A 26,829-nucleotide genomic window follows, 5' to 3' on the forward strand; every position below is an offset into this window, starting at 1 on the left:
GAAGGGTAATTAGGCATGCAGAAAGAACAGCTTTCCGCTTTAATGGATGGGGAAACTCTGGATAGCGAACTGCTCGGTACTTTGTCGAAAGACAAAACATTGCAGAACAGCTGGGAGAGCTACCACCTAATCCGCGATACTATGCGCGGCGATACCAGTGAATTACTTCATTTTGATATTGCAGCCAACGTCATGGCCGCAATTGAAAATGAGCCAGTGCGTAATGTCACGCCACTCATTACTGAACAGCAGCCCGAACCTCAGCAATGGCAGAAAATGTCATTCTGGAATAAGGTTCGTCCGTGGGCAAGCCAACTCACCCAAATGGGCGTTGCAGCATGCGTATCGCTTGCGGTAATCGTCGGGGTGCAGCACTATAATGGCCAGTCTGACAACCCTGCTCAGCCCGAGGCTCCGGTGTTTAACACTTTGCCAATGATGGGTAAAGCAAGTCCGGTAAGTTTGGGTGTGCCGTCTGACAGCACAGCCAGCACAGGTCAGCAGCAGGTACAGGAACAGCGTCGACGTATCAATGCTATGTTGCAAGATTACGAATTGCAGCGTCGTTTACACGCCGAGCAACTCCAGTTTGAACAGGCACAAACCCAGCAAGCTGCGGTACAAGTGCCAGGAAACCAAACTTTAGGAACTCAATCGCAGTAATGAAGCAACTTTGGTATGCCCTGTCTCTTATGACAAGCAGCCTGTTGTTCACCTCAAATGCCTCGGCGGACACTGTTTCGTCCGGGGCATTGTTGCAGCAGATGAACCAGGCAAGTCAGTCACTCAATTATGAGTTGGCATTTATCAGCATTAATAAGCAGGGGATAGAGTCTTTACGCTATCGCCATGCAAGGCTTGATAATCGTCCACTTGCACAATTGCTTCAGATGGATGGCCCACGTCGTGAGGTTGTCCAGCGTGGCAGTGAAATCAGCTATTTTGAACCAGGACTTGAGCCGTTTACGCTCACTGGGGATTACATCGTTGATTCGCTCCCATCAATCGTCTACACCGATTTCAAACGTCTTACCCCTTATTACGACTTCATCTCTGTTGGTCGTACGCGTATAGCCGATCGCCTGTGTGAAGTCATTCGTGTTGTGGCACGAGACGGTACGCGTTACAGCTACATGGTGTGGATGGACTCTGAAACCAAATTACCACTGCGCGTTGATTTGCTGGATCGTGATGGCGAAACGTTGGAACAATTCCGCGTTATTTCTTTCAACGTTAGCAAAGAAGCAAATACCATGATGCAAACTCTGGCAAAGGCAAATTTACCGCCTTTGCTATCGGTTCCAGGTGCTGAGAAAGTGAATTTCTCCTGGGCACCGACTTGGTTGCCACAAGGTTTTAGCGAGGTATCCAGCAGCCGTCGTCCATTGCCAACTGTTGATGTCCCGATTGAATCACGTCTCTATTCTGATGGCTTGTTTAGCTTCTCGGTAAACATTAGCCGCGCTGTAAGTAATAGTACCGATCAGCTATTACGCACGGGGCGCCGTACGGTCAGTTCTGAGGTTCGTGACAAAACTGAGATCACCATTGTGGGTGAATTGCCTCCGCAAACTGCAAAACGTATTGCTGACAGTATAAAATTCAAGGCTGCGCAATGATCAAAGAGTGGGCGACCGTTGTCTCCTGGCATAATGGTGAAGCGCAACTTAGCTGCGACGTGAAAACCTCCTGCAACAGCTGCGCTTCCCGCGCAGGCTGTGGCAGTCGCATACTCAATAAACTCGGCCCACAGACCAGCCACACTTTATCGGTTGCTTGCGATACACCGCTGGTGGTGGGTCAAAAAGTCGAGTTGGGTATTACGGAAGGCAGTCTGATCGGCTCAGCATTGCTGGTTTATATGTCACCGTTAGTCGGTTTATTTCTGGTATCAGCCCTTTTCCAGGCGCTGTTTGGGACAAACCTTGCGGCGATTTGTGGTGCGTTGCTGGGTGGGGTTGGTGGTTTTCTTATCGCGCGCGGCTTCTCTTTGAAGCTCAGTCGTCGTGAAACCTGGCAGCCTGTTATTTTAAGCGTTGCTCTGCCGCCTGATGCATTGAGAGTCGAAACTGTTACTTCTGCGGACAATCGGTGAAGCCTCTTCTGCCCACTATCTATTTGACACACATTCCACCGGCTTTTCATCACTCAGCTACGCTTGCATGATGACCTGTTTCCTCGCTTTCTCGTTGTAGTGTAGAATGCGGCGTTTCAGGCAAAAGACAGCCATTGACATCATGCTCTGTACAGCGCATTGCGCCGAGCTTTCCCGGATTTGTAAGGCATAAAACCTCTAACTATGAAGAATATACGTAACTTTTCTATTATTGCCCACATCGACCACGGCAAATCGACGCTGTCTGACCGTATTATCCAAATTTGCGGCGGCTTGTCCGACCGTGAAATGGAAGCCCAGGTTCTTGACTCCATGGATCTGGAGCGTGAACGTGGTATTACCATCAAAGCGCAAAGCGTTACGCTGGATTACAAAGCATCTGATGGTGAAACTTATCACCTGAATTTCATCGACACCCCTGGCCACGTTGACTTCTCTTATGAAGTTTCCCGCTCTCTTGCAGCGTGTGAAGGTGCGTTGCTGGTGGTAGATGCCGGGCAGGGTGTAGAAGCTCAGACTCTGGCAAACTGCTACACCGCGATGGAAATGGATCTGGAAGTGGTTCCAGTTCTGAACAAAATTGACCTGCCAGCAGCTGATCCTGAACGTGCTGCGCAAGAAATTGAAGACATCGTTGGCATCGATGCCGCCGATGCTGTGCGTTGCTCGGCAAAAACTGGTTTTGGTGTGACTGATGTTCTTGAACGTCTGGTGCGTGATATCCCAGGCCCTGAAGGTGATCCGGAAGCGCCATTGCAGGCTCTGATCATTGACTCATGGTTCGATAACTATCTTGGCGTTGTTTCTCTGGTGCGTATCAAAAACGGTACCATGAGAAAAGGCGACAAAATCAAAGTAATGAGCACCGGCCAGGTTTATAACGCTGACCGTCTGGGCATTTTCACACCGAAACGTGTTGATCGAGATGTTCTGGGCTGTGGTGAAGTTGGCTGGTTGGTCTGTGCAATCAAAGATATTCTTGGTGCACCGGTCGGCGATACCCTGACCCTTTCGCGTAACCCGGCAGATAAAGCGCTGCCAGGTTTTAAAAAAGTGAAGCCGCAGGTTTATGCAGGTCTGTTCCCGGTTAGCTCTGACGATTACGAAAACTTCCGTGATGCGCTTGGTAAGCTTAGCCTGAACGATGCTTCACTGTTCTATGAGCCAGAAAGCTCCACCGCATTGGGCTTTGGCTTCCGCTGTGGCTTCCTGGGTCTGTTGCACATGGAAATCATTCAGGAACGTCTGGAGCGCGAATACGATCTTGACCTGATTACCACAGCACCTACAGTAGTTTACGAAGTCGAAACCACGACCGGCGAAACTATCTATGTTGATAGCCCATCTAAGCTGCCAGCACTGAATAACATCGCAGAACTGCGTGAGCCAATTGCAGAATGTCATATGCTGATGCCACAGGAATATCTGGGTAGCGTTATCACTCTGTGTATCGAAAAACGCGGTGTGCAGACCAACATGGTTTACCACGGTAACCAGGTTGCATTGACTTATGAAATTCCAATGGCTGAAGTGGTTCTCGACTTCTTCGACCGTCTGAAATCAACATCCCGTGGCTATGCTTCATTGGATTACAACTTCAAACGCTTCCAGACTTCTGACATGGTGCGTGTAGATGTTCTGATTAACGGCGATCGTGTTGATGCCCTGGCATTGATCACGCACCGTGGTAACTCGCAGTTCCGTGGTCGTCAGTTGGTTGAGAAGATGCAAGAGCTGATCCCACGCCAGCAGTTTGATATTGCGATCCAGGCGGCTATCGGCGCACATATCATCGCGCGCTCTACTGTGAAACAGTTGCGTAAAAACGTATTGGCAAAATGCTACGGCGGTGACGTCAGCCGTAAGAAAAAGCTGTTGCAGAAACAGAAAGACGGTAAGAAGCGTATGAAGCAAGTCGGTAACGTCGAATTGCCTCAAGAAGCGTTCCTCGCCATTCTGCACGTCGGCAAAGACAGCAAATAAATTAAGGAGTTGGCATGGCGAATATGTTTGCGCTAATCCTCGTGATAGCGACGCTGGTAACGGGCCTTTTATGGTGTATTGATAAATTTATTTTTGCGCCAAAGCGTCATGAAAAACAGGCGGCAGCGCAAGCTGCCACTGGTGATGCACTTGATAGCAAAACGCTAAAAAAAGTCGCACCTAAGCCAGGTTGGTTAGAAACGGGGGCATCCGTATTCCCGGTGCTCGCTATTGTTTTGATCGTACGTTCATTTATTTATGAACCGTTCCAGATTCCATCAGGATCAATGATGCCAACGTTACTCATTGGCGACTTTATCCTGGTGGAGAAATTTGCTTACGGTATTAAAGATCCGATTTACCAGAAAACGCTCATTGAAACGGGTCACCCAAAACGCGGTGATATTGTGGTGTTCAAATATCCACAAGATCCACGTCTGGATTACATCAAGCGTGCTGTTGGCTTACCGGGCGATCGCGTCAGTTACGATCCAGTGGCAAAAGAAGTCACTATTCAGCCAAATTGCAGTTCGGGCCAGGCATGTGATAACGCTCTGCCAATTACCTACAGCAATGTAGAGCCAAGTGATTTTGTGCAGACTTTTGCGCGTCGTAATGGTAGTGAAGCTAATTCTGGTTTCTTCCAGTTGCCTCTGAACCAGACCAAAGAAGACGGGATTCGCCTGTCTGAGCGCAAAGAAACACTGGGTGATGTGACCCACCGCATTTTGACTGTGCCAATCGCTCAAGACCAACTGGGTATGTATTACCAGCAACCGGGCCAGCAACTTGCTACGTGGATTGTGCCACCGGGCCATTATTTCATGATGGGTGATAACCGCGATAACAGCGCTGATAGCCGTTATTGGGGCTTTGTTCCTGAGGCAAATCTGGTCGGTAAAGCAACCACTATCTGGATGAGCTTTGAGAAACAAGAGGGTGAATGGCCAACGGGTGTTCGTTTAAGTCGTATTGGCGGAATTCATTGATCAATTAAATCTATTCAGATAACGACTTTCTATGTCGTTATCTATAGAATATCCCCCCGTATTAAGGTTGGCTCCCATAAGGGAGCCACGGCAAACGAAACAGCGTTGGTTCTCTTTTTCAGGTCTGTTCCGTGTGCTGAATAATTGACGCATTCATTAATTGGTATCGCATGAACCCCATCGTAATTAATAGGCTGCAGCGTAAGCTGGGCTACACTTTTGTACATCAGGATCTGTTGCAGCAGGCATTAACGCATCGAAGTGCCAGCAGCAAGCACAATGAGCGTCTGGAATTTCTGGGTGACTCCATTCTTAGCTACGTTATTGCAAACGCGCTTTACCATCGTTTTCCTCGTGTAGACGAAGGTGATATGAGTCGTATGCGTGCAACGCTTGTGCGTGGAAATACTCTGGCAGAAATTGCCCGTGAATTTGAATTAGGCGAATGTCTGCGCCTTGGGCCGGGTGAGTTGAAAAGTGGTGGTTTCCGCCGCGAATCTATTCTGGCCGATACCGTCGAAGCCTTAATTGGTGGTGTTTTCCTCGACAGCGATATCCAGAATGTTGAGCGTTTAATTCTTTCCTGGTATCAATCTCGTCTGGATGAAATTAGCCCAGGCGATAAGCAAAAAGACCCTAAGACGCGTCTGCAAGAGTATTTGCAGGGTCGCCACTTGCCGCTACCATCTTATTTGGTGGTACAGGTTCGTGGTGAAGCGCACGATCAGGAATTTACCATTCACTGTCAGGTGAGTGGCCTGCCTGAACCGGTCGTTGGTACTGGTTCAAGCCGCCGTAAAGCGGAACAGGCTGCAGCTGAGCAGGCGCTTATCAAGCTGGAGCTGGAATAATGAGCGAAGAACAAACCTTTTGCGGATTCGTGGCCATCGTTGGTCGCCCGAATGTCGGCAAATCCACGCTGCTAAACCAGTTGCTTGGGCAAAAAATCTCTATCACTTCCCGTAAAGCGCAGACTACTCGTCACCGCATTATGGGTATCCATACTGAAGGCCCGTATCAGGCGATTTACGTCGATACCCCGGGGCTGCATATGGAAGAAAAGCGCGCCATCAACCGCCTGATGAACAAAGCTGCCAGCAGCTCCATCGGTGATGTTGAGCTGGTTATCTTCGTTGTCGAAGGCACGAAGTGGACCGCCGACGATGAGATGGTGCTCAACAAACTGCGTGATGCGCGCGCGCCGGTAATTCTTGCGGTGAACAAAGTCGATAACGTTCAGGACAAAGGCATTCTGTTGCCGCACCTGCAATTCCTCGGCAGCCAGATGAACTTCCTTGATATCGTGCCTATTTCTGCGGAACACGGTATGAACGTAGACACAATCGCAAGCATTGTTCGCAAGCGTCTACCAGAAGCAATTCATCACTTCCCGGAAGAATACATCACTGACCGTTCACAGCGTTTCATGGCGTCTGAGATCATCCGTGAAAAACTGATGCGTTTCCTGGGTGCGGAACTGCCATATTCCGTTACCGTTGAAATTGAACAGTTTGTAGAGAATGCTCGTGGTGGTTTCGACATCAATGGCCTGATTTTGGTTGAACGTGAAGGCCAGAAGAAGATGGTTATTGGCAATAAAGGCGCCAAAATCAAAACCATCGGTATCGAAGCGCGTAAAGACATGGAAGAGATGTTTGAAGCCAAAATCCACCTTGAACTGTGGGTTAAGGTGAAATCCGGTTGGGCAGACGACGAGCGCGCGCTGCGTAGCCTGGGTTATACCGACGATCTGAAATAAGAGAATGGAAGGCTGGCAACGGGCTTTTGTCCTGCATAGTCGCCCCTGGAGCGAAACCAGCCTTCTACTTGATCTTTTTTCTGAAGAGTCCGGGCGCGTTCGTTTAATTGCGAAAGGAGCTCGTTCTCGCCGCTCTAATCTCAAAGGGACTCTACAACCCTTTACCCCTTTGCTGGTTCGCTGGGGCGGACGTGGTGAAGTTAAAACGCTCCGTAGCGCCGAAGCTGTCTCTCTTGCACTTCCCTTGAGTGGTATCACGCTTTACAGCGGCCTGTACGTCAACGAGCTGATTTCACGCGTGCTGGAAGACGAAACCCGTTTCTCCGAATTATTCTTCGATTATCTCCACTGTATTCAGGCTCTCGCTGGAACGAGTGGTTCACCCGAACCTGCTTTACGCCGTTTTGAATTGGCTCTGCTTGGGCATTTGGGGTATGGCGTGGATTTTCTGCATTGCGCAGGAAGCGGCGAAGAAGTTAGCGACACCATGACCTATCGATACCGTGAAGAAAAAGGGTTTATCGCAAGCCTGGTTGTCGATCATTACAGCTTCACCGGCCATGAATTAAGAGCGCTTGCTAACCGTGAGTTTCCTGACGTCGCCACGTTGCGCGCGGCTAAACGCTTTACGCGTATGGCATTAAAACCCTATCTTGGCGGCAAACCTCTCAAAAGCCGCGAATTGTTCCGCCAGTTTGTGCCCAAAATTCGACCACTCAAATCACCTCAAGACCCGCAATAACGCAAGGCCGTAGCCACGCTTTCCTTACCCGGTGTAAACTGCCTGAACTTAAACCGTTCTGAACCCGAGGAAAGGCATGGCTGAATTACTGTTAGGCGTAAACATCGATCACATCGCAACGCTTCGTAACGCGCGTGGCACGGCATATCCTGATCCTGTACAGGCTGCATTTATCTGCGAGCAGGCTGGAGCAGACGGTATTACGGTTCACCTGCGAGAAGATCGCCGCCACATCACCGACCGTGACGTGCGCATCCTGCGTCAGACCCTCGACACTCGTATGAATCTGGAAATGGCTGTTACCGAAGAGATGATTGGTATCGCTTGCGAAACCAAACCGCATTTCTGCTGCCTGGTGCCGGAAAAACGCCAGGAAGTGACCACTGAAGGTGGCCTCGATGTGGCAGGCCAGCTGGATAAAATGCGTGATGCCTGCAAACGTCTGGCCGACGCCGGTATTCTGGTTTCCCTGTTCATTGATGCCGACCACGCACAAATTGATGCCGCGGTTGCCGTTGGTGCGCCCTATATCGAAATCCACACGGGCTGTTACGCTGATGCCAAAGATGAAGCGACTCAGGCAAAAGAGTTGGCTCGTATCGCCGAAGCAGCAACATACGCCGCAGGCAAAGGCCTGAAAGTGAATGCGGGACACGGTTTGACTTATCACAACGTGAAAGCCATTGCTCGCCTGCCAGAAATGCATGAGCTGAATATTGGTCACGCGATTATTGGCCGCGCAGTAATGAGTGGCCTGAAAGAGGCTGTGACAGAAATGAAACGCCTGATGCAGGAAGCGCGTAGCTAATGGCGATTCTTGGCCTTGGCACCGACATCGTAGAGATAGCGCGTATTGAAGGCGTTATCTCGCGTTCCGGCGACCGCCTGGCAAAGCGTGTGCTCAGCGCCAACGAATGGTTGCAATATCAGGCGCACCAGCAACCGGTGCGCTTTCTTGCAAAACGTTTTGCAGTAAAAGAAGCGGCAGCTAAAGCATTTGGCACCGGCATTCGTAACGGCCTGGCGTTTAACCAGTTCGAAGTGTTTAACGATCCTTTGGGTAAGCCGCAGCTACGTTTTTGGGAAGAGGCGGAGCGAGTGGCGCAAATAATGGGTGTGCGATCAGTACACGTTACTCTTGCCGATGAACGGCACTATGCGTGTGCGACGGTGATCATCGAGAATTAAAGTTTATCGGCGTGATGCAACTGAACAAATTTGTCCCACAGTTGCTCTTCGTTCTCAATATGTGCCGGATCGCCGATGATGGTATTCGGGATCGGGCAAACTTTCTGGCAGGTTGGCGTTTCGTAATGCCCAACGCACTCGGTGCAACGGTCGGTATTGATTTCGTAAATGCTGTCACCCATGGAAATTGCCTCGTTCGGGCACTCCGGCTCGCACATATCGCAATTAATACATTTTTTAGTGATAAGTAGCGCCATGGGGAAATCTCGATAACATCAGAAACAGGGCGGGCATTATACGCCCAATCCCCGATCAAACCAGTTTTTTTACCAGTGCTTCACTGTGACGAATGCGCTTCGGTGCGTGCTCCAAGTCCCTCTGTACCAGTGCCATAAACAGTAAATCGGTTAACATCATTTGCGCGCTGGTGGAGGATATCGCCGAACTGCGTGTCGCCTGCTCTTCGGCGATGGTGTACAGGCACAGTGTCGCGCGTTGCTGTAAAGCATTTGGCGTAAAGCCCGTGATGGCGAGGATCTTCGCCCCAGTGCGCAGGGTTTCATCTGCCGCGAGGTTTATCTCACGCCGTTCACCAGAATAAGAAATCGCCAGTAATACATCGTCACTGCTTGAGGCTTGCGCCGTCGCAAGTAGCGCATGCATGTCTTGCTCAGCCACCGCGTTAATGCCGATTTTCATCAGCTTCCAGGCAAAATTCTTGGCAACCAGCCCGGATGCACCGATGCCAACTAGCAGAACGCGTCGCGCATTGCGCAGCATGTTCACGCTCGCCAGCAGCTTTTCTTCGCTGTTGACGTCAAGCGTTGCATGCATCGCCGCCATATTATCTTTGATCAGCTTCTCACCAACCAGGCGCAGCGGATCATCACCCAGAATAAGATTATGCACCGGGACTGATTGCGATTGCTGGCCGCTCGCGAGAGCTTCACTAATGGCGAGTTTCAGGGCAGGGAAGCCTTTGAACCCCAGTTTTTGGGAGAACTTCACCACGCTCGACTGGCTCACTCCGGCTTCTGCCGCTAGCTGTTGTGAACTTAAATGGCGGGCGTAGTCGGGTTTCTCCAGCAGAAAGTCGGCCAGTTTACGGTCACTCTGTGCAAGCGTTGAGTAGCGGCTTCGAATACGCAGTAAACAGTTCATGTCCTCTCCAGTCTGCCGGGTCAATAATGTGAGCCGCTCCATAATAACGTAAATTACGCTCGCCTGAATGAATTTTATATTCCATCATATGGAAACTATAAGGAATTAAATATTCAAAGGTGCATGATGAATCTCGGCTCACTCGTTTCTGAAACTCGTAATCCACAAACAATGGATCTCGATTGCCTCTCAACGCTCGCGATGGTCGAACGTTTTAACCAGCAGGATGCTCTGGTAGCCGGTGCGGTCGAAAAAACACTACCGGAAGTGGCCCTGGCGGTAGATGCTGCAGCCGAATCACTAAAAGCGGGTGGGCGTTTGATTTATATGGGTGCCGGAACCAGTGGGCGTCTTGGTGTGCTGGATGCTTCCGAATGCCCACCCACATTTGGTGTGCCACACGGTCTGGTGATTGGTTTAATTGCCGGAGGTCCTGGGGCATTGCTGAAAGCTGTCGAAGGTGCCGAAGACAATCAGCAATTGGGTGAAGACGACCTGAAAGCGTTAGACCTGACGGTTAACGATATGGTGGTTGGGCTTGCTGCATCAGGCCGTACGCCATACGTTATTGGTGGCCTGCGTTATGCCCGTAACCTCGGTTGCCGTACTGCCGCTATTTCCTGTAATCCGGGTTCCGCTATTGCGCTGGAAGCTGAAATTGCCATTTCTCCGGTCGTAGGCCCGGAAGCGTTGACCGGTTCCACTCGTCTGAAATCTGGCACTGCACAGAAGCTGGTACTGAATATGATTTCCACAGGCTCGATGGTCAAACTGGGCAAGGTCTACCAGAACCTGATGGTGGACATGAAAGCCACCAATATCAAGCTGGTAGACCGCGCCTGCCGTATTGTTGTTGAAGCGACCGGTGCCAGCCGTGAAGACGCAGAAAACGCCCTGAAACAAACGGATTATGAAGTTAAGCCCGCCATTCTCATGCTACTCACCGGTGTTGATGCTCAAACCGCGCAAGTGCGCCTGGCAGTTAGCCACGGTTACCTCCGCTCCGCCTTAAAATAAAGGTACTGAATCATGGATAAGACAGCGGCTCTGGCCAGTGAGATTTTGCTTGGCATCGGTGGGCAGGCAAACATCGCCCGTCTCGAAAACTGCATGACCCGCGTGCGGGTAGAAGTGAATGACGATGGACTGCTGGATATTGCTGGTTTGAAAAAACTGCCAGGTGTCAGCGGCTATGTGAAGCAGGGTGCACAGCATCAACTGATTGTCGGGCCAGGGCGTGCCGCACAAGTGGTGGATGCCATGCGCGAGCTGCTGCAAAGCAATGGCCAGACTACCTCTAGTGAAGATGATATTGCGCAGAATAAGGCACAAGCCAAAGCGCGTTATCAGGCGCCGATGAGCGAAGCGCTGCGTAAACTGGCAAACGTCTTTATTCCATTGATTCCGGCTTTTATTGCTTCCGGGCTGATTACGGGGATTATTAATATCCTCAAACGCCCGGATATTGTGGGTGACCTTGCAACCCAGTACCCGAACATTCTCGGCTTACTCGCCATCTTTGGTAGTGCGGTGTTTGCTATTATGAATATTCTGGTCGGCGTCAATGCCGCCAAAGTATTCGGCGGTTCGATGGCGATGGGTGGCGTGATGGCGGGGATACTTTCCAGCCCGCAACTCGCGCAAATCCACCTGTTTGGTGAAAACCTCCAGCCAGGTCGTGGCGGCGTTATCGCCGTGTTGCTGGTGGTGGCGTTGATGTGCTGGATTGAAAAACGTTTACGCAAGTTGTTGCCTGGTTCGATTGAGCTGATCCTCAATCCGCTTCTGACGACGCTCATTACTGCATCGATTGCGATTGTTGCTTTGCAGCCGTTAGGTGGCCTGATTTCTGACGCGATTGCTCACGGCGCAACAATGGCAATCGACAAAGGTGGCCTGGTGGTTGGTGCAGTGCTTTCCGGTGCATTCTTGCCGTTGGTGCTTTCCGGTTTGCATCAGGGGTTGGTGCCCATTCATGTCGAGCTAATCCAGACTCATGGCCAGAACGCATTGCTGCCCATTCTGGCCATGGCAGGAGTCGGGCAAGTGGGTGCAGCTATCGCGGTCTTCATGAAAACGCGCAATCAGCGCCTGAAAAAACTTATCAAAGGGGCGTTGCCGGTCGGGCTGTTGGGTATTGGCGAACCGCTCATTTTTGGTGTGACTTTACCGCTGGGCAAGCCGTTTATCGGTGCGTGTTTGGGTGGTGCGGTTGGCGGGGCGCTGATCAGTTACTGGAAAGTGGCGACGGTTATTACATTTGGCATTTCAGGTTTACCGCTGGCATTAACCATTGTTACCGGAAAAGTGATGCTCTATCTGTTAGGCTTTCTGATAGCGGTTATCGCAGGGTTCTTATTTACATGGTTTATGGGCTTTAACGATCCAGAGGAGTAACGTTTGACAACTCAGAGTGAGCGTCGGGTAGTATTTTTCGATTTAGATGGCACGCTGCATCAGCAGGATATGTTTGGCAGCTTCTTGCGCTACCTGCTGCGCCATCAACCACTCAATCTGTTACTTGTCATCCCGCTTTTGCCGGTGATCGGGGGCACGTTGCTGATTAAAGGGCGTGCCGCCCGCTGGCCGATGAGCCTGTTGCTGTGGGGCGCGACTTTCGGCCACAGTGAAAAGCGCCTCAAAGAGCTGGAAGCAAACTTCGTCACCTGGTTCCGTGGGCAAGTTACAGCTTTTCCGGTTGTGCAGCAGCGCCTTACCGATTATCTGACAAGTTCAGATGCTGATGTCTGGCTGATTACTGGCTCACCGCAACCGCTTGTTCAGCAGGTTTATTTCGATACACCGTGGTTGCCGAAAGTGAAGCTTATAGCCAGCCAAATCAAGCGTTCTCATGGTGGGTGGGTGCTTACATTGCGCTGCCTTGGGCATGAAAAAGTCTCACAGCTGGAACAGCAAATCGGCACACCTTTGCAACTCTACAGCGGTTACAGCGACAGCAACCAGGACAACCCTCTGCTCTATTTTTGCCAGCACCGCTGGCGGGTTACGCCACAGGGCCAGTTACAGCAGCTCGAATAATTCCGTCTGGCATAACGACTGTGTATAATGCGCGCCCGAATATAGGCCGGAGAATCCCTTGTCAGAAAGCGAATTGAATCACGAACACTGGATGCGCCATGCGTTGACGCTTGCTCGCCGTGCGTGGGAAGAAGGTGAAGTTCCGGTCGGTGCAGTGTTGGTCCATAACAACCAGGTGATTGGTGAAGGTTGGAACCGCTCTATCGGACGACACGATCCGACAGCACATGCTGAAATTATGGCGTTGCGTCAGGGCGGTTTGGTGCTGCAAAACTACCGTCTGCTGGAAACAACACTTTATGTCACCCTCGAACCGTGCGTTATGTGTGCAGGTGCGATGGTGCATGGACGTATCGGAAACCTGGTGTTTGGCGCGCGCGATGCTAAGACCGGGGCGATTGGATCTCTGATGGACGTGGTAGGGCATCCTGGTATGAATCACCAGGTTATGGTGACTGAGGGCGTACTGGCAGAAGAGTGCTCGGCAATGTTAAGTGCTTTTTTTCGAGCCCGCCGTCTGGAGAAAAAGGCCCTAAAGGAAAAGGCCCGTAGCTCGGAGTAGCAAGTTCTACAGGGGCTACCGCCGGGTAAGCTTCGGCATATTTTTCTTCTTGTGCCACCTGCTTCTCTTTTTCAAGCAAATATCCCGCAAGACTAATGTGATACTTACGGATATTTTCTACATAGGCATACGCCTCATGGCCACGGGCGTAACCATAAGTAGTTTTGCTGTAATACTGTTTTTGACTCAGTAACGGTAGCCGAGTTTTGACATCCGCCCAACTGTCCGGGTTACCTTTCTGCTTCGCCGTAAGCTGACGGGCATCAAGCATGTGGGCATACCCCATGTTATATGCCGTCAGAGCAAACCAAATACGCTCTTCCTCTGGCACGCTATCAGGGACTTTTGACATCATATCTTTCAGATAACGACTCCCACCTTCAATGCTTTGCTCTGGGTCTAACCGGTCAGTAACACCGAGACTTTGCGCGGTATTTTTGGTCAGCATCATAAGCCCACGCACACCAGTTGGTGAGGTGGCCTGATCATCCCAGTGCGATTCCTGATACGAAATTGCCGCCAGCAAACGCCAGTCTATTTCAGTGGCATATTTTTCGAATAACGGCTGAAGCGTTGGTAGCACGGTATCAACCGCTTTTAGGAAGGTACGTGTATCTACGTAGTCAAAATCCCCAACGTGACCGAGATATTTCTCTTCAAGACGTGCAAAGGTGCCATCGCTATTAAGGCGGTTATAGAAATCGAGTAGAGCCGCGGAAAGGCTATCATCATTATCTAACGTGCTAAACCAGGTGACCGGCTGCTCGTCGGTCACATCCAGAGCGACAGCAAGCTGTGGATGGACGCGTTGGAAGGTGCTGATGGCAACAGAGTCTGCAATGGTAAAGGCAATCTCTCCATCAACCACTTTTTGCATCAGTTCAGTGCTGCTGTGTTGATCATCAACTCGCCAGCTTAAATCCGGGAATTTTTCTGCTTTCAGCTTGTTCAAGGCATTCAGTGAAGTTACGCCTGGCGACAGTACAAGCTGGTTATCTTTGACACCTGCCAGCGTTTTGGGGCGTGGGCTCCCGATGCGATAAACCATCTGCTGGGAAACTGAATAGTATGCCGGGCCGGCCTGGTAACGCTGACCGCGTTGCGCGTTATAGACCAGTCCTGCCGCAATCACATCGGCATCGTTATTATCAATGTCATCAAACAGTTCCTGGATATTCGGACGAACAGTGACTTCCAGCTTCACGCCAAGATAGTCAGCAAACTGCTGAGCCAACTCGTAATCAAGGCCTATTTTTTTGCCTTGATAAAGGGTGTAGGTCAGCGGTGACTCAATAGTACTGACGCGCAAAACCCCCCGCGATTGAATTGCGGCGATACGGTTTTCGGTTTGTCCGAACCAGGGTATGGAGGGCCAGAGCGCCACTGCCAGCAACACGGTTACGGCACCGATGAGCAGATAATTAATCTTAAATCTTTTCAAATAGTTAATCTTCTGCGGTGCGTCGAGTCTTCGCTAACAACAGGCTTCAAAAGTTGAGGTTATACAAAAAGGTGTGGCGCATTTTGCTTAACAAAACGCCACCGCGCAACTTATTCAACATTTCTGGCTGAATTTTAAGCAATGAAAAGTAATCCACTTATTTATACGCAAACGGTTTCGTCACGGCGATGGATTATCTATAATGGCGCCCGTTTTCCCCTTGCGCCCACTGAAGCGTCCCCCTGGCGTTTCGAAGACGAGAGATCTTTGATGATGGAAATTCTGCGTGGTTCGCCCGCTTTATCGGCATTTCGTATTAACAAATTACTGGCCCGCTTCAATGACGCCAACCTTCCGGTCAGCGACATTTATGCCGAGTATGTTCACTTTGCCGATCTCGACGCGCAGCTCGACTCTGATGAGCACGCCCGTCTGCAACGGTTGTTGAAATATGGTCCAACCCTTGCCGACCACGCCCCGACAGGCCACCTGATTCTGGTTACGCCGCGTCCTGGTACCATCTCACCCTGGTCCTCTAAAGCGACTGATATTGCCCATAATTGCGACCTGGCGAAAGTTAAGCGCCTGGAACGTGGCGTGGCATATTACGTCACTGCAAGCCAACTGACCGACGCACAGCGCCAGGACGTTGCCACATTGCTGCATGACCGCATGATGGAAAGCGTATTTGGTTCGCTTGATGATGCACAGCAGTTGTTCTCTCATCACACGCCTGCGCCGGTGCAAAGTGTTGACCTGCTCACACAAGGTCGCGAAGCACTGGTTGAAGCCAACATCCGTTTAGGGCTGGCTTTAGCAGAAGATGAAATCGACTACTTGCAGGATGCGTTCACCAAACTGGGGCGCAACCCGAACGACATCGAGCTGTATATGTTCGCGCAGGCTAACTCCGAACATTGCCGCCACAAAATTTTCAACGCCGACTGGATTATCGACGGCGTAGAGCAGCCTAAATCGCTGTTCAAAATGATTAAAAACACCTTCGAGAAAACGCCTGACTACGTGTTATCTGCCTATAAAGATAACGCCGCAGTGATGGAAGGCTCACAGGTAGGGCGCTTCTTTGCCGACCACGAAGCGGGCCGTTACGACTATCACCAGGAAGATGCGCACATCCTGATGAAAGTTGAAACCCACAACCACCCAACAGCCATTTCCCCATGGCCGGGTGCTGCGACCGGTTCCGGTGGCGAAATCCGTGATGAAGGTGCGACGGGCCGTGGTGCTAAACCGAAAGCGGGCCTGGTTGGTTTCTCCGTTTCAAACTTGCGTATCCCTGGTTTTGAACAGCCGTGGGAAGAAGATTTTGGCAAGCCGGACCGTATTGTTACCGCGCTGGACATCATGACTGACGGCCCTCTGGGTGGTGCGGCGTTTAACAACGAATTCGGTCGCCCGGCTCTGACTGGCTACTTCCGTACTTACGAAGAGAAAGTAAACAGCCATAACGGCGAAGAATTACGCGGTTACCACAAGCCAATCATGCTGGCGGGTGGCATCGGTAACATTCGTGCTGACCACGTTCAGAAAGGCGTAATTACCGTAGGCGCGAAACTTATCGTGCTCGGTGGCCCATCCATGAACATTGGTCTGGGTGGCGGCGCTGCATCCTCTATGGCATCCGGTCAGTCCGATGCGGATCTGGATTTTGCATCCGTACAGCGTGACAACCCAGAAATGGAACGCCGCTGCCAGGAAGTTATCGACCGCTGTTGGGAGTTGGGTGATGCCAACCCAATTCTGTTTATCCACGATGTGGGCGCGGGTGGTCTTTCCAACGCAATGCCTGAACTGGTGAGCGACGGTGGGCGCGGTGGCCGTTTCGAACTGCGTGATATTCTGAACGACGAGCCGGGTATGAGCCCGCTGGAAGTGTGGTGTAACGAATCCCAGGAGCGTTATGTTCTGGCGGTTGCTCCAGACCAGTTGCCGCTGTTTGACGAGCTGTGCCGCCGTGAACGTGCGCCATATGCCGTTATCGGCGAAGCCACCGAAGAAAAACACCTGACGCTTAACGACAACCATTTCGACAACCAGCCGATTGATATGCCGCTGGACGTGCTGCTCGGCAAAACGCCGAAAATGGAACGTAACGTTGAAACCCTGAAAGCGAAGGGCGATGCGCTGGATTGCCGTAACATCACAATAGCTGATGCGGTAAACCGTGTGCTGCATTTGCCAACGGTTGCAGAAAAAACTTTCCTCGTGACTATCGGTGACCGTTCGGTGACAGGCATGGTTGCTCGTGACCAGATGGTTGGCCCGTGGCAGATCCCGGTTGCCAACTGTGCGGTCACCACGGCAAGCCTCGATAGCTACTACGGCGAAGCGATGTCTCTGGGTGAACGCGCACCTGTTGCGCTGCTCGATTTCGCAGCATCGGGCCGCCTGGCTGTGGGTGAAGCACTGACTAACATTGCAGCTACGCAAATCGGCGCGTTAAATCGTATTAAACTTTCTGCTAACTGGATGTCTGCTGCGGGTCACCCGGGTGAAGACGCTGGTCTTTATGAAGCGGTAAAAGCGGTGGGTGAAGAGCTTTGCCCAACGCTTGGCCTGACCATTCCGGTCGGCAAAGATTCAATGTCGATGAAAACCCGCTGGCAGGAGGGCACCGAGCAACGCGAGATGACCTCTCCGCTGTCGCTGGTTATCACCGCATTTGCCCGTGTTGAAGATGTCCGTCGCACCGTTACGCCACAGCTGCATACCGAAGATAATGCCTTGTTGCTTATCGATTTAGGCGTTGGTCACAACGCGCTGGGCGCTACCGCACTTTCTCAGGTTTACCGTCAACTGGGCGACAAACCTGCTGACGTTCGCAGCGCTGAGCAGCTGAAAGGCTTCTTTAACGCGATTCAGGCGCTGGTGGTTGAGCAGAAACTGCTGGCTTACCACGACCGTTCTGACGGCGGCCTGTTAGTGACGCTGGCAGAGATGGCGTTTGCTGGTCACTGTGGCGTGGAAGCCGATATAGCAACTTTAGGTAGAGACCATCTGGCGGCCCTCTTTAATGAAGAGTTAGGTGCAGTAATCCAGGTTAAAGCGGCAGATCGCGAAGTGGTTGAGAAAACACTGGCAGACCACGGCCTGGCAGATTGCGTTCACTTCCTCGGTAAAGCTGTTGTGGGTGACCGTTTCACGCTGACCGCTGATAAGCACGCAGTGTTTAGCGAAAGCCGCACCACGCTTCGTATGTGGTGGGCAGAAACCACCTGGCAGATGCAGCGCCTGCGTGATAACCCAGAATGTGCCGATCAAGAGCATGAAGCGAAAGCCAATGACAACGATCCTGGCCTGAACGTTAAGCTCAGCTTCGACATCAAAGAAGATATCGCGGCACCGTTTATCGCTAAAGGTGCACGTCCAAAAGTTGCTGTACTGCGCGAGCAGGGTGTTAACTCTCACGTTGAAATGGCGGCAGCCTTCCACCGTGCGGGCTTTGATGCCATCGACGTGCATATGAGTGATTTGCTGGCGGGCCGTCGTGGTCTGGAAGATTTCCAGGCGCTGGTGGCGTGTGGCGGCTTCTCTTATGGTGACGTATTGGGTGCCGGTGAAGGTTGGGCGAAGTCCATTCTCTTTAACTCACGTGTCCGTGACGAGTTCGAAACATTCTTCCACCGTCCGCAAACCCTGGCTTTGGGCGTGTGTAACGGTTGCCAGATGATGTCGAACCTGCGTGAACTGATTCCAGGCAGCGACCTGTGGCCGCGTTTTGTACGCAACCATTCAGACCGCTTTGAAGCGCGTTTCAGCCTGGTTGAAGTCACTTCAAGCCCGTCGCTGCTGCTGCAAGGCATGGTCGGTTCGCATATGCCAATCGCGGTTTCTCACGGCGAAGGGCATGTGGAAGTGCGAGATGCGGCACATCTTGCGGCGCTTGAAAGCAAAGGCCTGGTGGCGCTGCGCTTTATCGACAACTTCGGCAAGGTCACGCAGAACTACCCGGCAAACCCGAATGGTTCGCCAAACGGTATTACTGCGGTAACCAATGAAAGCGGGCGTGTCACTATTATGATGCCGCACCCTGAACGTGTGTTCCGTTCTGTTAGCAACTCCTGGCACCCAGCCGAGTGGGGCGAAGATAGCCCGTGGATGCGTATTTTCCGCAATGCGCGTAAGCAACTTGGTTAAGCTCTAATAGAATCCCTGCTCCGGCAGGGATTTTTTTGTCACTAAAACCCGACATTCGCTATTTTTCACTGTCTCCAAATGGAGACATTTAACTTGTTGATTTTAATGGTATGTGCGGTTGAGTTATTATGGTGTTGCTAAATGGCGACAGTGTGTGCAAAAAATAGCCTGTATCATTCATGTGTGTTATAGAAAATAAACATAATAGAAACATTGGTATATATAACCTGTAGCAACTATGGCACATATAATGCATAATACTGCGCAGTGGCTCATTCACCTCCTTATGTCAGCCCCCGCAAGGGTTGTGCTACATAAACCATAGAATGATGCACTCAAGGTGCCTGCCGTCCGACTTTTGATTATTGCCAGTCTTGTACTGCTTTATCATGCTCCGGGCGAAACGTTGAGTAAGGCACCGCCTGATTCCAGAACAAAGGCAGAGATTATTCTCTGCCTTTGTTGTTTCTGCGTTCAAGACTTTAAACTCCCGCCAATCCCCGCTAGCATCAAATTATCCAGAATCCCAATGAGATAAGTCTATTGAACCAGTGGCATTTTTTCCCGCGATCCTTACGTCAGCTCGTCATGATGGCCTTTTTGCTGGTGCTGGTTCCGCTGTTGGTTCTGGCATGGCAAGCGTGGCAAAGCCTTAATGCGCTCAGCGATCAGGCTGCGTTAACAAATCGCACCACGCTGGTGGATGCTCGCCGCAGTGAAGCCATGACAAACGTTGCTCTGGAAATGGAACGTAGTTATCGCCAATATTGTGTGCTGGATGATGCAACGCTTGAGACTGTCTACCAGGGGCAGCGTAAGCGTTACACGCAAATGCTCGAAGCGCATGCCGGAGTTTTGCCTGATAACCATCTTTATAAAGACCTCAGCCAGTCGTTAAAAGACCTTGCCAATATACAATGCAAAAATAGCGGCCCAGATACCGCTGCTGCTGCACACCTTGAAAACTTCGCGGCCAAAAATGCTGAAATGGTACAAGCGACGCGCGCGGTGGTGTTTTCCCGTGGACAGCAACTTCAACAAGAGATTGCCGAGCGCGGACAGTTTTTTGGCTGGCAGGCGCTGGTGTTATTCCTGTTGAGCTTTGCATTGGTCATTATCTTTACGCGCATGATTATCGGCCCGGTGAAAGGTATCGAGAAGATGATTAATTTACTCGGTGAAGGGCGTTCATTAGGTAATTCGGTGTTGTTTAAAGGGCCGAGTGAACTACGTTCTGTTGGGCAGCGAATTGTCTGGCTCAGTGAGCGCCTTTCCTGGCTTGAGTCCCAGCGCCACGAATTTTTGCGCCATATTTCCCATGAATTAAAAACACCGCTAGCCAGTATGCGTGAAGGTACCGAATTGCTTGCCGATCAGGTTGTTGGGCCGCTGACCAACGATCAAAAAGAGGTGGTGGAAATTCTTGATAATAGTAGCCGCCACTTACAAAAATTGATTGAGCAGTTACTGGATTACAACCGTAAACTGGCCGATGTCCCACTCGAGATGGGTAAAGTTGAATTGGCACCGCTGGTGGATGTCATTATCGCCGCTCACAGTTTGCCTGCGCGGGCTAAAATGATGCGTACCGAGTGTGATATTAGCCCGGTTGCTTGCCTGGCTGAGCCGATGTTGTTAATGAGCGTGCTGGATAATCTCTATTCCAATGCGGTGCACTATGGGTCTGAATCCGGTACCATTTATCTACGAAGCTCGCAGGTGGGTCACTTGCTCTTTATTGATGTCTGTAACACAGGCGACCCCATTCCGTCCGCGGAGCGAGAGATGATCTTTGAACCTTTTTATCAGGGAAGCCATCAGCGTAAAGGTGCAGTTAAAGGTAGCGGCCTGGGATTGAGTATCGCCCAGGATTGTATCCGTCGTATGCATGGCGAATTGCACCTGATTGATGATGAAACGGCAGATGTCTGCTTCCGAATCGAGTTACCTGTCTTTCCCGAGAACAAATAAAAAATGAAAGCGACTATTTTTCACGTGTTGCGTAACGGCTTAATCCCATGCCTACGCAGCCCAGTTTCAATTCGCCCGCTGTCCGCATTACTTGTGCCATTACTACTGGCGAGTTGTGTTCAGAGTACTGTGCCGAAAGATGTTAAACACCCACAACTAGCAGAAGAGCCGGAACAGCAACTGGCCGATTACTTGTCTACGGATTGTGAGGATATCTGGCAAAATCAGAGCCACGACTCAATGAGTAACCCTCTGTATTGGCTTCGGGCGATGGACTGCGCAGAACGTTTAGCGCCGATTCAGGCGCGAGCTGAAGCACGCCGCTGGCCATCTGATAGTTGGCCCGACACGTTCAAAAGAGGGATTTTGTTGGCGAATGCCAAAATTAGCCCAACCGAGCGCCGCCGTTACATGGTTAAGCTGGATGCGATGACGACAGAAGTGCCTTCACAGGTGCGCTCGTTATTCCAGGTGTGGCGTGATGGGCAAGCGTCGTTACTGGCGCTGTCAGATGAACGTACCCGCTACAGCAAATTACAACAGTCGTCAGACAACGAGCTGGATACGTTGCGTGAACAACAGCAACGCCTCAGAGGCCAGCTAAGCCTGACGACTCGCAAACTAGAAAACCTGACGGACATCGAACGCCAGCTTTCCAGCCGCAAACCTGCCGGTGCCGAATTGCCGGACAATACCAAACCCGCGCAGGAGGCGAAACCATGACGCAACGTAAACCCGCCAGATTACTGCTGGTTGATGACGATCCGGGCCTGCTTAAACTTCTCGGTATGCGCCTGACCAGTGAAGGTTATACCGTTTCCACTGCGGAAAGCGGTGCTGAAGGGTTGCGTCTCCTGGGGCGAGAAAAAATCGACTTAGTGATTAGCGACCTGCGGATGGATGAAATGGATGGCATGGCGTTATTTGCTGAAATCCAGAAAGCACAACCGGGAATGCCGGTTATCATTCTTACCGCTCACGGTTCTATTCCTGATGCCGTGGCTGCAACACAGCAGGGCGTGTTTAGTTTCTTGACTAAACCGGTTGATAAAGATGCGCTCTACAAGGCGATTGACGATGCTCTCGAGCATACTGTCACTGCCGGTGATGATATGTGGCGCGACACTATTGTTACACGCAGCCCGACGATGCTGCGCTTGTTGGATCAGGCGCGCATGGTGGCCCAGTCGGATGTCAGCGTGCTGATTAACGGGCAAAGCGGAACCGGCAAAGAGATCCTTGCGCAGGCCATTCACAACGCCAGTCCGCGCAGCAAGAAGGCATTTATCGCTATTAACTGTGGAGCATTACCAGAACAGTTGCTGGAATCTGAGCTGTTTGGCCATTCGCGTGGTGCCTTTACCGGTGCAGTCAGCAGCAGAGAAGGGCTGTTTCAGGCCGCAGAAGGTGGCACGTTATTCCTTGATGAAATTGGCGATATGCCGATTCCCTTGCAGGTCAAATTACTGCGTGTGTTGCAGGAGCGCAAAGTGCGCCCGTTGGGCAGCAACCGTGATCTCGATATTGATGTGCGCATTCTCTCTGCCACCCACCGCGACTTACCTAAAGCGATGGAGCGTGGCGAGTTCCGTGAAGACTTGTTCTACCGCCTGAATGTAGTGAGCCTGAAAATCCCTGCCCTGCAAGAACGCGCGGAAGATGTGCCTTTGCTGGCAAATCATTTATTGCGCCAGTCTGCCGATCGCCATAAGCCGTTTGTGCGCAGTTTTTCGACCGACGCCATGAAGCGCCTGATGGCGGCAAGTTGGCCTGGCAACGTGCGCCAGTTGGTTAACGTGATTGAACAGTGCGTAGCTTTGACATCCGCTCCCGTTATCAGCGAAGCGCTGGTTCAGCAGGCTCTGGAGGGCGAGAATACTGCACTGCCAACTTTCGTTGAAGCACGTAATCAGTTCGAGCTGAACTATCTGCGAAAATTGCTGCAAATGACTAAAGGTAATGTTACCCAGGCCGCGCGCGTAGCGGGGCGTAACCGTACTGAATTCTACAAATTACTCTCAAGGCATGAACTCGATGCCAATGACTTTAAAGAGTAGTTTGTGGTAATTTGAAACCACGATTACTGTAACCAGGCAGCACACTTGAGTTGTGCGGGAACCGGAAATACCATGAAAAAAATTGATGCGATTATTAAACCGTTCAAACTGGATGACGTGCGCGAAGCGCTGGCAGAAGTTGGCATCACCGGCATGACGGTAACTGAAGTTAAAGGTTTTGGTCGTCAGAAAGGGCACACCGAGCTGTACCGTGGTGCCGAGTACATGGTGGATTTCCTGCCAAAAGTAAAAATTGAAATTGTCGTCACAGACGACATCGTTGATACCTGTGTGGACACCATTATCCGCACTGCGCAAACTGGTAAAATCGGCGATGGTAAAATCTTTGTCTTTGATGTGGCGCGTGTGGTGCGTATCCGTACTGGCGAAGAAGACGACGCCGCGATTTAACTGGCCTTTATGGCGGGAGTTAAATTGATATTACTCGCCATTTTCAATACTCAAAATAATTCGAGTCGCAGGAAGGCGACCTGGCCGCAAGTCCCCAGGAGCATAGATAACTATGTGACTGGGGCGAACGGGTGCAGCCAACGCACCTGCAACTCGAAGTATGAAGAGTATAAATCACATCACTTTATGCGGGCCAAAACACTCATAATTAATTCGGTCCTGCCCTATGCCTAGCTTCACCAACTGCTCCGCCGCAAAACGCATAAAACTTACCGGGCCGCAAAGATAGAACTGCATATCTGGTGCACTGATTTTGCTTTCCAGGGTCAGTAAATCCATCAAACCTTCGCTATCAAATTTTGCCTGTGCACGGCAGCTTTCGGATGGTGTGCGATACCAGACGTGGCGCTCAAAGCGTGGCAACTGTTCACCCAGGTGATTCACTTCATCCGCAAATGCATGTACGTCACCATGTTCAGCGGCATGGAGCCAGTTCACCTGCGCGCTATGGTCATTTTTCGCCAGCGTATCGAGCATTGCCAGCATCGGCGTTTGGCCAACACCTGCTGAAATCAACGTAACTGGCGTTTGCCCGTTCACATCCATAAAGAAATCACCAGCAGGCGCAGCCAGATGCACTTCATCGCCCATCTGCGCGTGGTTGTGTAACCAGCTTGAAACCTGGCCCAAATCTTCGCGTTTCACCGCAATGCGATAGCTTTTGCCATCTGGCTTGCGGGTCAATGAATATTGGCGAATCTCCTGATGCGGGAAACCTTCAGGTTTCAGCCATACGCCAAGATATTGGCCTGGTTGATAATCCGCGACTGGTTTACCATCCAGCGGTTCAAATTCAAAGCTGGTGATAAGTGAGCTCTGCGGCTCTTTTGCCACAATGCGGAAGGCGCGAGTGCCTTCCCAACCGCCATTTTTCGCCGCGTTTTGCTGGTAGATTTCCGCTTCACGATTGATAAACACGCCTGCCAGCACGCCATACGCTTTGCCCCACGCATCCAATACTTCCTGGCCCGGGCTGAACATTTCATCCAGCGTTGCTAACAGGTGACCGCCGACGATGTCGTACTGTTCCGGTTTGATCTGGAAGCTGGTGTGTTTCTGCGCGATTTTTTCTACCGCTGGCAGTAACACCGCCAGATTTTCAATATTAGCCGCGTATGCACAGATGGCATTGAACAGCGCTTCACGCTGATCGCCATTGCGCTGGTTGCTCATATTGAAGATTTCTTTCAGCTCAGGATTATGGCTGAACATGCGATCGTAAAAGTGAGCGGTAAGTTTTGGGCCGGTTGCGGCAAGCAGGGGAATGGTGGATTTCACAACAGCGATGGTTTGTGCGTCAAGCATGGTATGGCTCCTTTTATACCCGTCATATTTCAAGCCGCAGGGGTGATAGATGCAACTCGAATTATTTAGGGTTTTCTAATTGATGTATTTTAAATGCATCTTATAAAATTATCGGATTAAAAAAAAGCACTACATTGTAAATGGATACTTACTGAGTCGATTCGGCTCACAGAACGTGAAATTTCTGCATGTTGATGATGAATTAATATCCGCAGAAATAGCTTGCCACTTTTGGCTTCAAACCCTTGCAGGACGCCGAGCCAATCGTTTGCGTAAAAACCTCTGTCAAGACCTATCACCTGATACCAATTCGGTTTACACTGTTGCCCGTTGTTTGAGAGAGCCCTCAAAGCTGTTCGAATTTTTACTGTTAGCTGAGTCTGGAGATGCGAATGTTAAAACGTGAAATGAACATTGCCGATTACGATGCCGATTTATGGCAGGCCATGGAGCAAGAAAAAGTACGTCAGGAAGAGCACATTGAACTGATCGCCTCCGAAAACTACACCAGCCCGCGCGTGATGCAGGCTCAGGGTTCTCAGTTAACTAACAAATATGCCGAAGGTTACCCAGGCAAACGTTACTACGGCGGCTGCGAATACGTTGATGTCGTTGAACAACTGGCTATCGACCGTGCAAAAGAGCTGTTCGGCGCTGATTACGCTAACGTGCAACCGCACTCCGGTTCACAGGCTAACTTCGCGGTATACACCACTTTGCTGGAACCAAGCGACACCGTTCTGGGTATGAACCTGGCACATGGCGGCCACCTGACTCACGGCTCCCCGGTAAACTTCTCCGGCAAGCTGTACAACATCGTTCCTTATGGTATCGATGAAACCGGTCATATCGACTACGCAGACCTGGAAAAACAAGCTAAAGCCCATAAGCCGAAAATGATCATCGGTGGCTTCTCTGCTTATTCAGGCGTGGTTGACTGGGCAAAAATGCGTGAAATTGCAGACATGGTTGATGCGAAACTGTTCGTGGACATGGCACACGTTGCTGGCCTGATTGCTGCGGGCGTTTACCCGAACCCGGTTCCACATGCACACGTTGTGACAACCACTACGCACAAAACTTTGGCAGGCCCACGCGGTGGTTTAATCCTCGCGAACGGCGGCAGCGAAGAGCTGTATAAGAAACTGAACTCCGCTGTCTTCCCAGGCGCGCAGGGCGGCCCACTGATGCACGTCATCGCGGGTAAAGCTGTTGCACTGAAAGAAGCAATGGAACCTGAGTTCAAAACTTACCAGCAGCAAGTTGCTAAGAATGCAAAAGCAATGGTTTCTGTGTTCCTGGACCGTGGTTACAAAGTGGTTTCTGGCGGTACTGACAACCACCTGTTCTTGCTGGATCTGGTTGATAAAAACCTGACCGGTAAAGAAGCTGATGCTGCATTGGGTCGCGCGAATATCACCGTGAACAAAAACAGCGTGCCAAACGATCCGAAGAGCCCGTTTGTGACTTCTGGTATCCGTATCGGTACTCCAGCGGTGACTCGCCGTGGCTTCAATGAAGCAGACGTTCGCGAACTGGCTGGCTGGATGTGTGATGTGTTAGATAGCATCAACGACGAAGCGGTTATCGAACGCACCAAGCAAAAAGTTCTGGATATCTGCGCCCGCTTGCCGGTTTACGCATAATTTCCGCTACGTAAGTCACTAAAGCCCACGTTATGTGGGCTTTGTTGTTTTTGATGGCTAATGTTGATCGCGCGTGATTAAACTGCAGTTCTTCGCAGTGGCTACGGTATCGCTGCTCTGAGTTGCCTGAATACAGGCATCCATTGGCGATAAGGGGGGCGGGGTATTAACCGTCTGGGCTGCACAACCTGCCAATAACAGCCCGAAAATAATCACACCTGCTTTATGCATAATTTCACTC

At 51.0% G+C, this 26,829-nt stretch carries 25 protein-coding genes; 20 read left to right on the forward strand and 5 right to left on the reverse strand.

Translation table 11 applies throughout. The features are described 5' to 3' along the window. Positions 1 to 15: 15 nt before the first annotated feature. From rseA to acpS, 10 genes are all read left to right on the forward strand, one after another. On the forward strand, positions 16 to 663 hold the full coding sequence (gene rseA, locus EDF88_RS12215) for an anti-sigma-E factor RseA (protein WP_064513130.1): 648 nt from the start codon (positions 16 to 18) through the stop codon (positions 661 to 663). Further along, positions 663 to 1,619: a sigma-E factor regulatory protein RseB gene (gene rseB, locus EDF88_RS12220; RefSeq protein WP_064513128.1), complete on the forward strand. Its 957-nt coding sequence runs from the start codon at positions 663 to 665 to the stop codon at positions 1,617 to 1,619. The genes rseA and rseB overlap by 1 nt, the downstream gene beginning before the upstream one ends. Next, positions 1,616 to 2,095 carry a SoxR-reducing system protein RseC gene (gene rseC, locus EDF88_RS12225; RefSeq protein ID WP_064513126.1) on the forward strand — a complete coding sequence of 160 codons (480 nt, stop codon included), beginning with the start codon at positions 1,616 to 1,618 and terminating at the stop codon, positions 2,093 to 2,095. The genes rseB and rseC overlap by 4 nt, the downstream gene beginning before the upstream one ends. Before the next feature lie 204 nt (positions 2,096 to 2,299). Then, complete coding sequence (lepA, locus tag EDF88_RS12235; RefSeq protein ID WP_064513124.1) at positions 2,300 to 4,099, forward strand: translation elongation factor 4; 1,800 nt, start codon at positions 2,300 to 2,302, stop codon at positions 4,097 to 4,099. Between the two features lie 14 nt (positions 4,100 to 4,113). Next, positions 4,114 to 5,088, forward strand: a complete 975-nt coding sequence (lepB, locus tag EDF88_RS12240; protein WP_034459309.1) for a signal peptidase I — start codon at positions 4,114 to 4,116, stop codon at positions 5,086 to 5,088. Between the two features lie 170 nt (positions 5,089 to 5,258). Continuing rightward, positions 5,259 to 5,939 carry a ribonuclease III gene (gene rnc / locus EDF88_RS12245; RefSeq protein ID WP_064513123.1) on the forward strand — a complete coding sequence of 227 codons (681 nt, stop codon included), beginning with the start codon at positions 5,259 to 5,261 and terminating at the stop codon, positions 5,937 to 5,939. Further along, positions 5,939 to 6,847 carry a GTPase Era gene (gene era, locus EDF88_RS12250; RefSeq protein WP_064513120.1) on the forward strand — a complete coding sequence of 303 codons (909 nt, stop codon included), beginning with the start codon at positions 5,939 to 5,941 and terminating at the stop codon, positions 6,845 to 6,847. Before rnc ends, era begins: the two co-directional genes overlap by 1 nt. Before the next feature lie 4 nt (positions 6,848 to 6,851). Beyond that, on the forward strand, positions 6,852 to 7,589 hold the full coding sequence (recO, locus tag EDF88_RS12255) for a DNA repair protein RecO (RefSeq protein ID WP_034459297.1): 738 nt from the start codon (positions 6,852 to 6,854) through the stop codon (positions 7,587 to 7,589). Between the two features lie 76 nt (positions 7,590 to 7,665). After that, positions 7,666 to 8,397: a pyridoxine 5'-phosphate synthase gene (pdxJ, locus tag EDF88_RS12260; RefSeq protein WP_134184895.1), complete on the forward strand. Its 732-nt coding sequence runs from the start codon at positions 7,666 to 7,668 to the stop codon at positions 8,395 to 8,397. After that, entirely contained in the window at positions 8,397 to 8,777 is a 381-nt protein-coding gene (gene acpS / locus EDF88_RS12265) for a holo-ACP synthase (protein WP_134184897.1), read from the forward strand. Before pdxJ ends, acpS begins: the two co-directional genes overlap by 1 nt. On the opposite strand, the gene EDF88_RS12270 is transcribed toward acpS, so the two are convergent. Next, the gene (locus tag EDF88_RS12270) at positions 8,774 to 9,034 is read right to left on the reverse strand and encodes a YfhL family 4Fe-4S dicluster ferredoxin (RefSeq protein WP_134184899.1); all 261 of its coding nucleotides are present in this window, start codon (positions 9,032 to 9,034) and stop codon (positions 8,774 to 8,776) included. The two genes, acpS and EDF88_RS12270, sit on opposite strands and share 4 nt — an antisense overlap. A 55-nt stretch (positions 9,035 to 9,089) precedes the next feature. Next, positions 9,090 to 9,938 (reverse strand): MurR/RpiR family transcriptional regulator, encoded by an 849-nt coding sequence (locus tag EDF88_RS12275; protein WP_134184901.1) that lies wholly within the window; start codon positions 9,936 to 9,938, stop codon positions 9,090 to 9,092. 126 nt (positions 9,939 to 10,064) lie between these two features. Between EDF88_RS12275 and murQ the strand changes: the two genes are divergently transcribed. The 4 genes from murQ to tadA are packed head-to-tail and all read left to right on the forward strand — an operon-like array spanning position 10,065 to position 13,539. Further along, positions 10,065 to 10,955, forward strand: a complete 891-nt coding sequence (murQ, locus tag EDF88_RS12280) for an N-acetylmuramic acid 6-phosphate etherase (RefSeq protein ID WP_134185581.1) — start codon at positions 10,065 to 10,067, stop codon at positions 10,953 to 10,955. A 12-nt stretch (positions 10,956 to 10,967) separates the two neighbouring features. Next, on the forward strand, positions 10,968 to 12,335 hold the full coding sequence (locus EDF88_RS12285; protein WP_134184903.1) for a PTS transporter subunit EIIC: 1,368 nt from the start codon (positions 10,968 to 10,970) through the stop codon (positions 12,333 to 12,335). Between the two features lie 3 nt (positions 12,336 to 12,338). Beyond that, positions 12,339 to 12,977: a phosphatidylglycerophosphatase C gene (yfhb, locus tag EDF88_RS12290; protein WP_064513110.1), complete on the forward strand. Its 639-nt coding sequence runs from the start codon at positions 12,339 to 12,341 to the stop codon at positions 12,975 to 12,977. A gap of 58 nt (positions 12,978 to 13,035) precedes the next feature. Beyond that, a complete protein-coding gene (gene tadA, locus EDF88_RS12295; RefSeq protein ID WP_074391991.1) occupies positions 13,036 to 13,539 on the forward strand; it encodes a tRNA adenosine(34) deaminase TadA in 504 nt (167 codons plus the stop codon). Here tadA and mltF read toward each other — a convergent pair. Beyond that, positions 13,424 to 14,980 (reverse strand): membrane-bound lytic murein transglycosylase MltF, encoded by a 1,557-nt coding sequence (gene mltF, locus EDF88_RS12300; protein ID WP_134184905.1) that lies wholly within the window; start codon positions 14,978 to 14,980, stop codon positions 13,424 to 13,426. The two genes, tadA and mltF, sit on opposite strands and share 116 nt — an antisense overlap. A 270-nt stretch (positions 14,981 to 15,250) precedes the next feature. Here mltF and purL point away from each other — a divergent pair, with 270 nt between their 5' ends. From purL to glnB, 5 genes are all read left to right on the forward strand, one after another. Beyond that, a complete protein-coding gene (gene purL / locus EDF88_RS12305) occupies positions 15,251 to 19,138 on the forward strand; it encodes a phosphoribosylformylglycinamidine synthase (RefSeq protein ID WP_134184907.1) in 3,888 nt (1,295 codons plus the stop codon). Positions 19,139 to 19,681: 543 nt separating this feature from the next. After that, positions 19,682 to 21,109, forward strand: coding sequence for a HAMP domain-containing sensor histidine kinase (locus EDF88_RS12310; protein WP_134184909.1), 1,428 nt, complete (start codon positions 19,682 to 19,684; stop codon positions 21,107 to 21,109). Positions 21,110 to 21,112: 3 nt separating this feature from the next. Next, positions 21,113 to 21,832 (forward strand): two-component system QseEF-associated lipoprotein QseG, encoded by a 720-nt coding sequence (qseG, locus tag EDF88_RS12315; protein ID WP_064513102.1) that lies wholly within the window; start codon positions 21,113 to 21,115, stop codon positions 21,830 to 21,832. Further along, positions 21,829 to 23,166, forward strand: a complete 1,338-nt coding sequence (gene glrR, locus EDF88_RS12320; RefSeq protein ID WP_064513100.1) for a two-component system response regulator GlrR — start codon at positions 21,829 to 21,831, stop codon at positions 23,164 to 23,166. Before qseG ends, glrR begins: the two co-directional genes overlap by 4 nt. 72 nt (positions 23,167 to 23,238) lie before the next feature. Beyond that, positions 23,239 to 23,577 carry a nitrogen regulatory protein P-II gene (gene glnB, locus EDF88_RS12325; protein ID WP_002438074.1) on the forward strand — a complete coding sequence of 113 codons (339 nt, stop codon included), beginning with the start codon at positions 23,239 to 23,241 and terminating at the stop codon, positions 23,575 to 23,577. Positions 23,578 to 23,751: 174 nt separating this feature from the next. On the opposite strand, the gene hmpA is transcribed toward glnB, so the two are convergent. Next, on the reverse strand, positions 23,752 to 24,942 hold the full coding sequence (hmpA, locus tag EDF88_RS12330) for an NO-inducible flavohemoprotein (protein WP_134184911.1): 1,191 nt from the start codon (positions 24,940 to 24,942) through the stop codon (positions 23,752 to 23,754). A gap of 392 nt (positions 24,943 to 25,334) precedes the next feature. Between hmpA and glyA the strand changes: the two genes are divergently transcribed. Next, complete coding sequence (gene glyA, locus EDF88_RS12335) at positions 25,335 to 26,588, forward strand: serine hydroxymethyltransferase (RefSeq protein ID WP_134184913.1); 1,254 nt, start codon at positions 25,335 to 25,337, stop codon at positions 26,586 to 26,588. A 57-nt stretch (positions 26,589 to 26,645) separates the two neighbouring features. Here glyA and EDF88_RS24690 read toward each other — a convergent pair whose 3' ends face one another. Beyond that, the gene (locus EDF88_RS24690; RefSeq protein ID WP_166671971.1) at positions 26,646 to 26,819 is read right to left on the reverse strand and encodes a hypothetical protein; all 174 of its coding nucleotides are present in this window, start codon (positions 26,817 to 26,819) and stop codon (positions 26,646 to 26,648) included. Positions 26,820 to 26,829 lie beyond the last annotated feature (10 nt).

Source organism: Buttiauxella sp. BIGb0552 (assembly GCF_004366275.1).
Classification (GTDB): domain Bacteria; phylum Pseudomonadota; class Gammaproteobacteria; order Enterobacterales; family Enterobacteriaceae; genus Buttiauxella; species Buttiauxella gaviniae.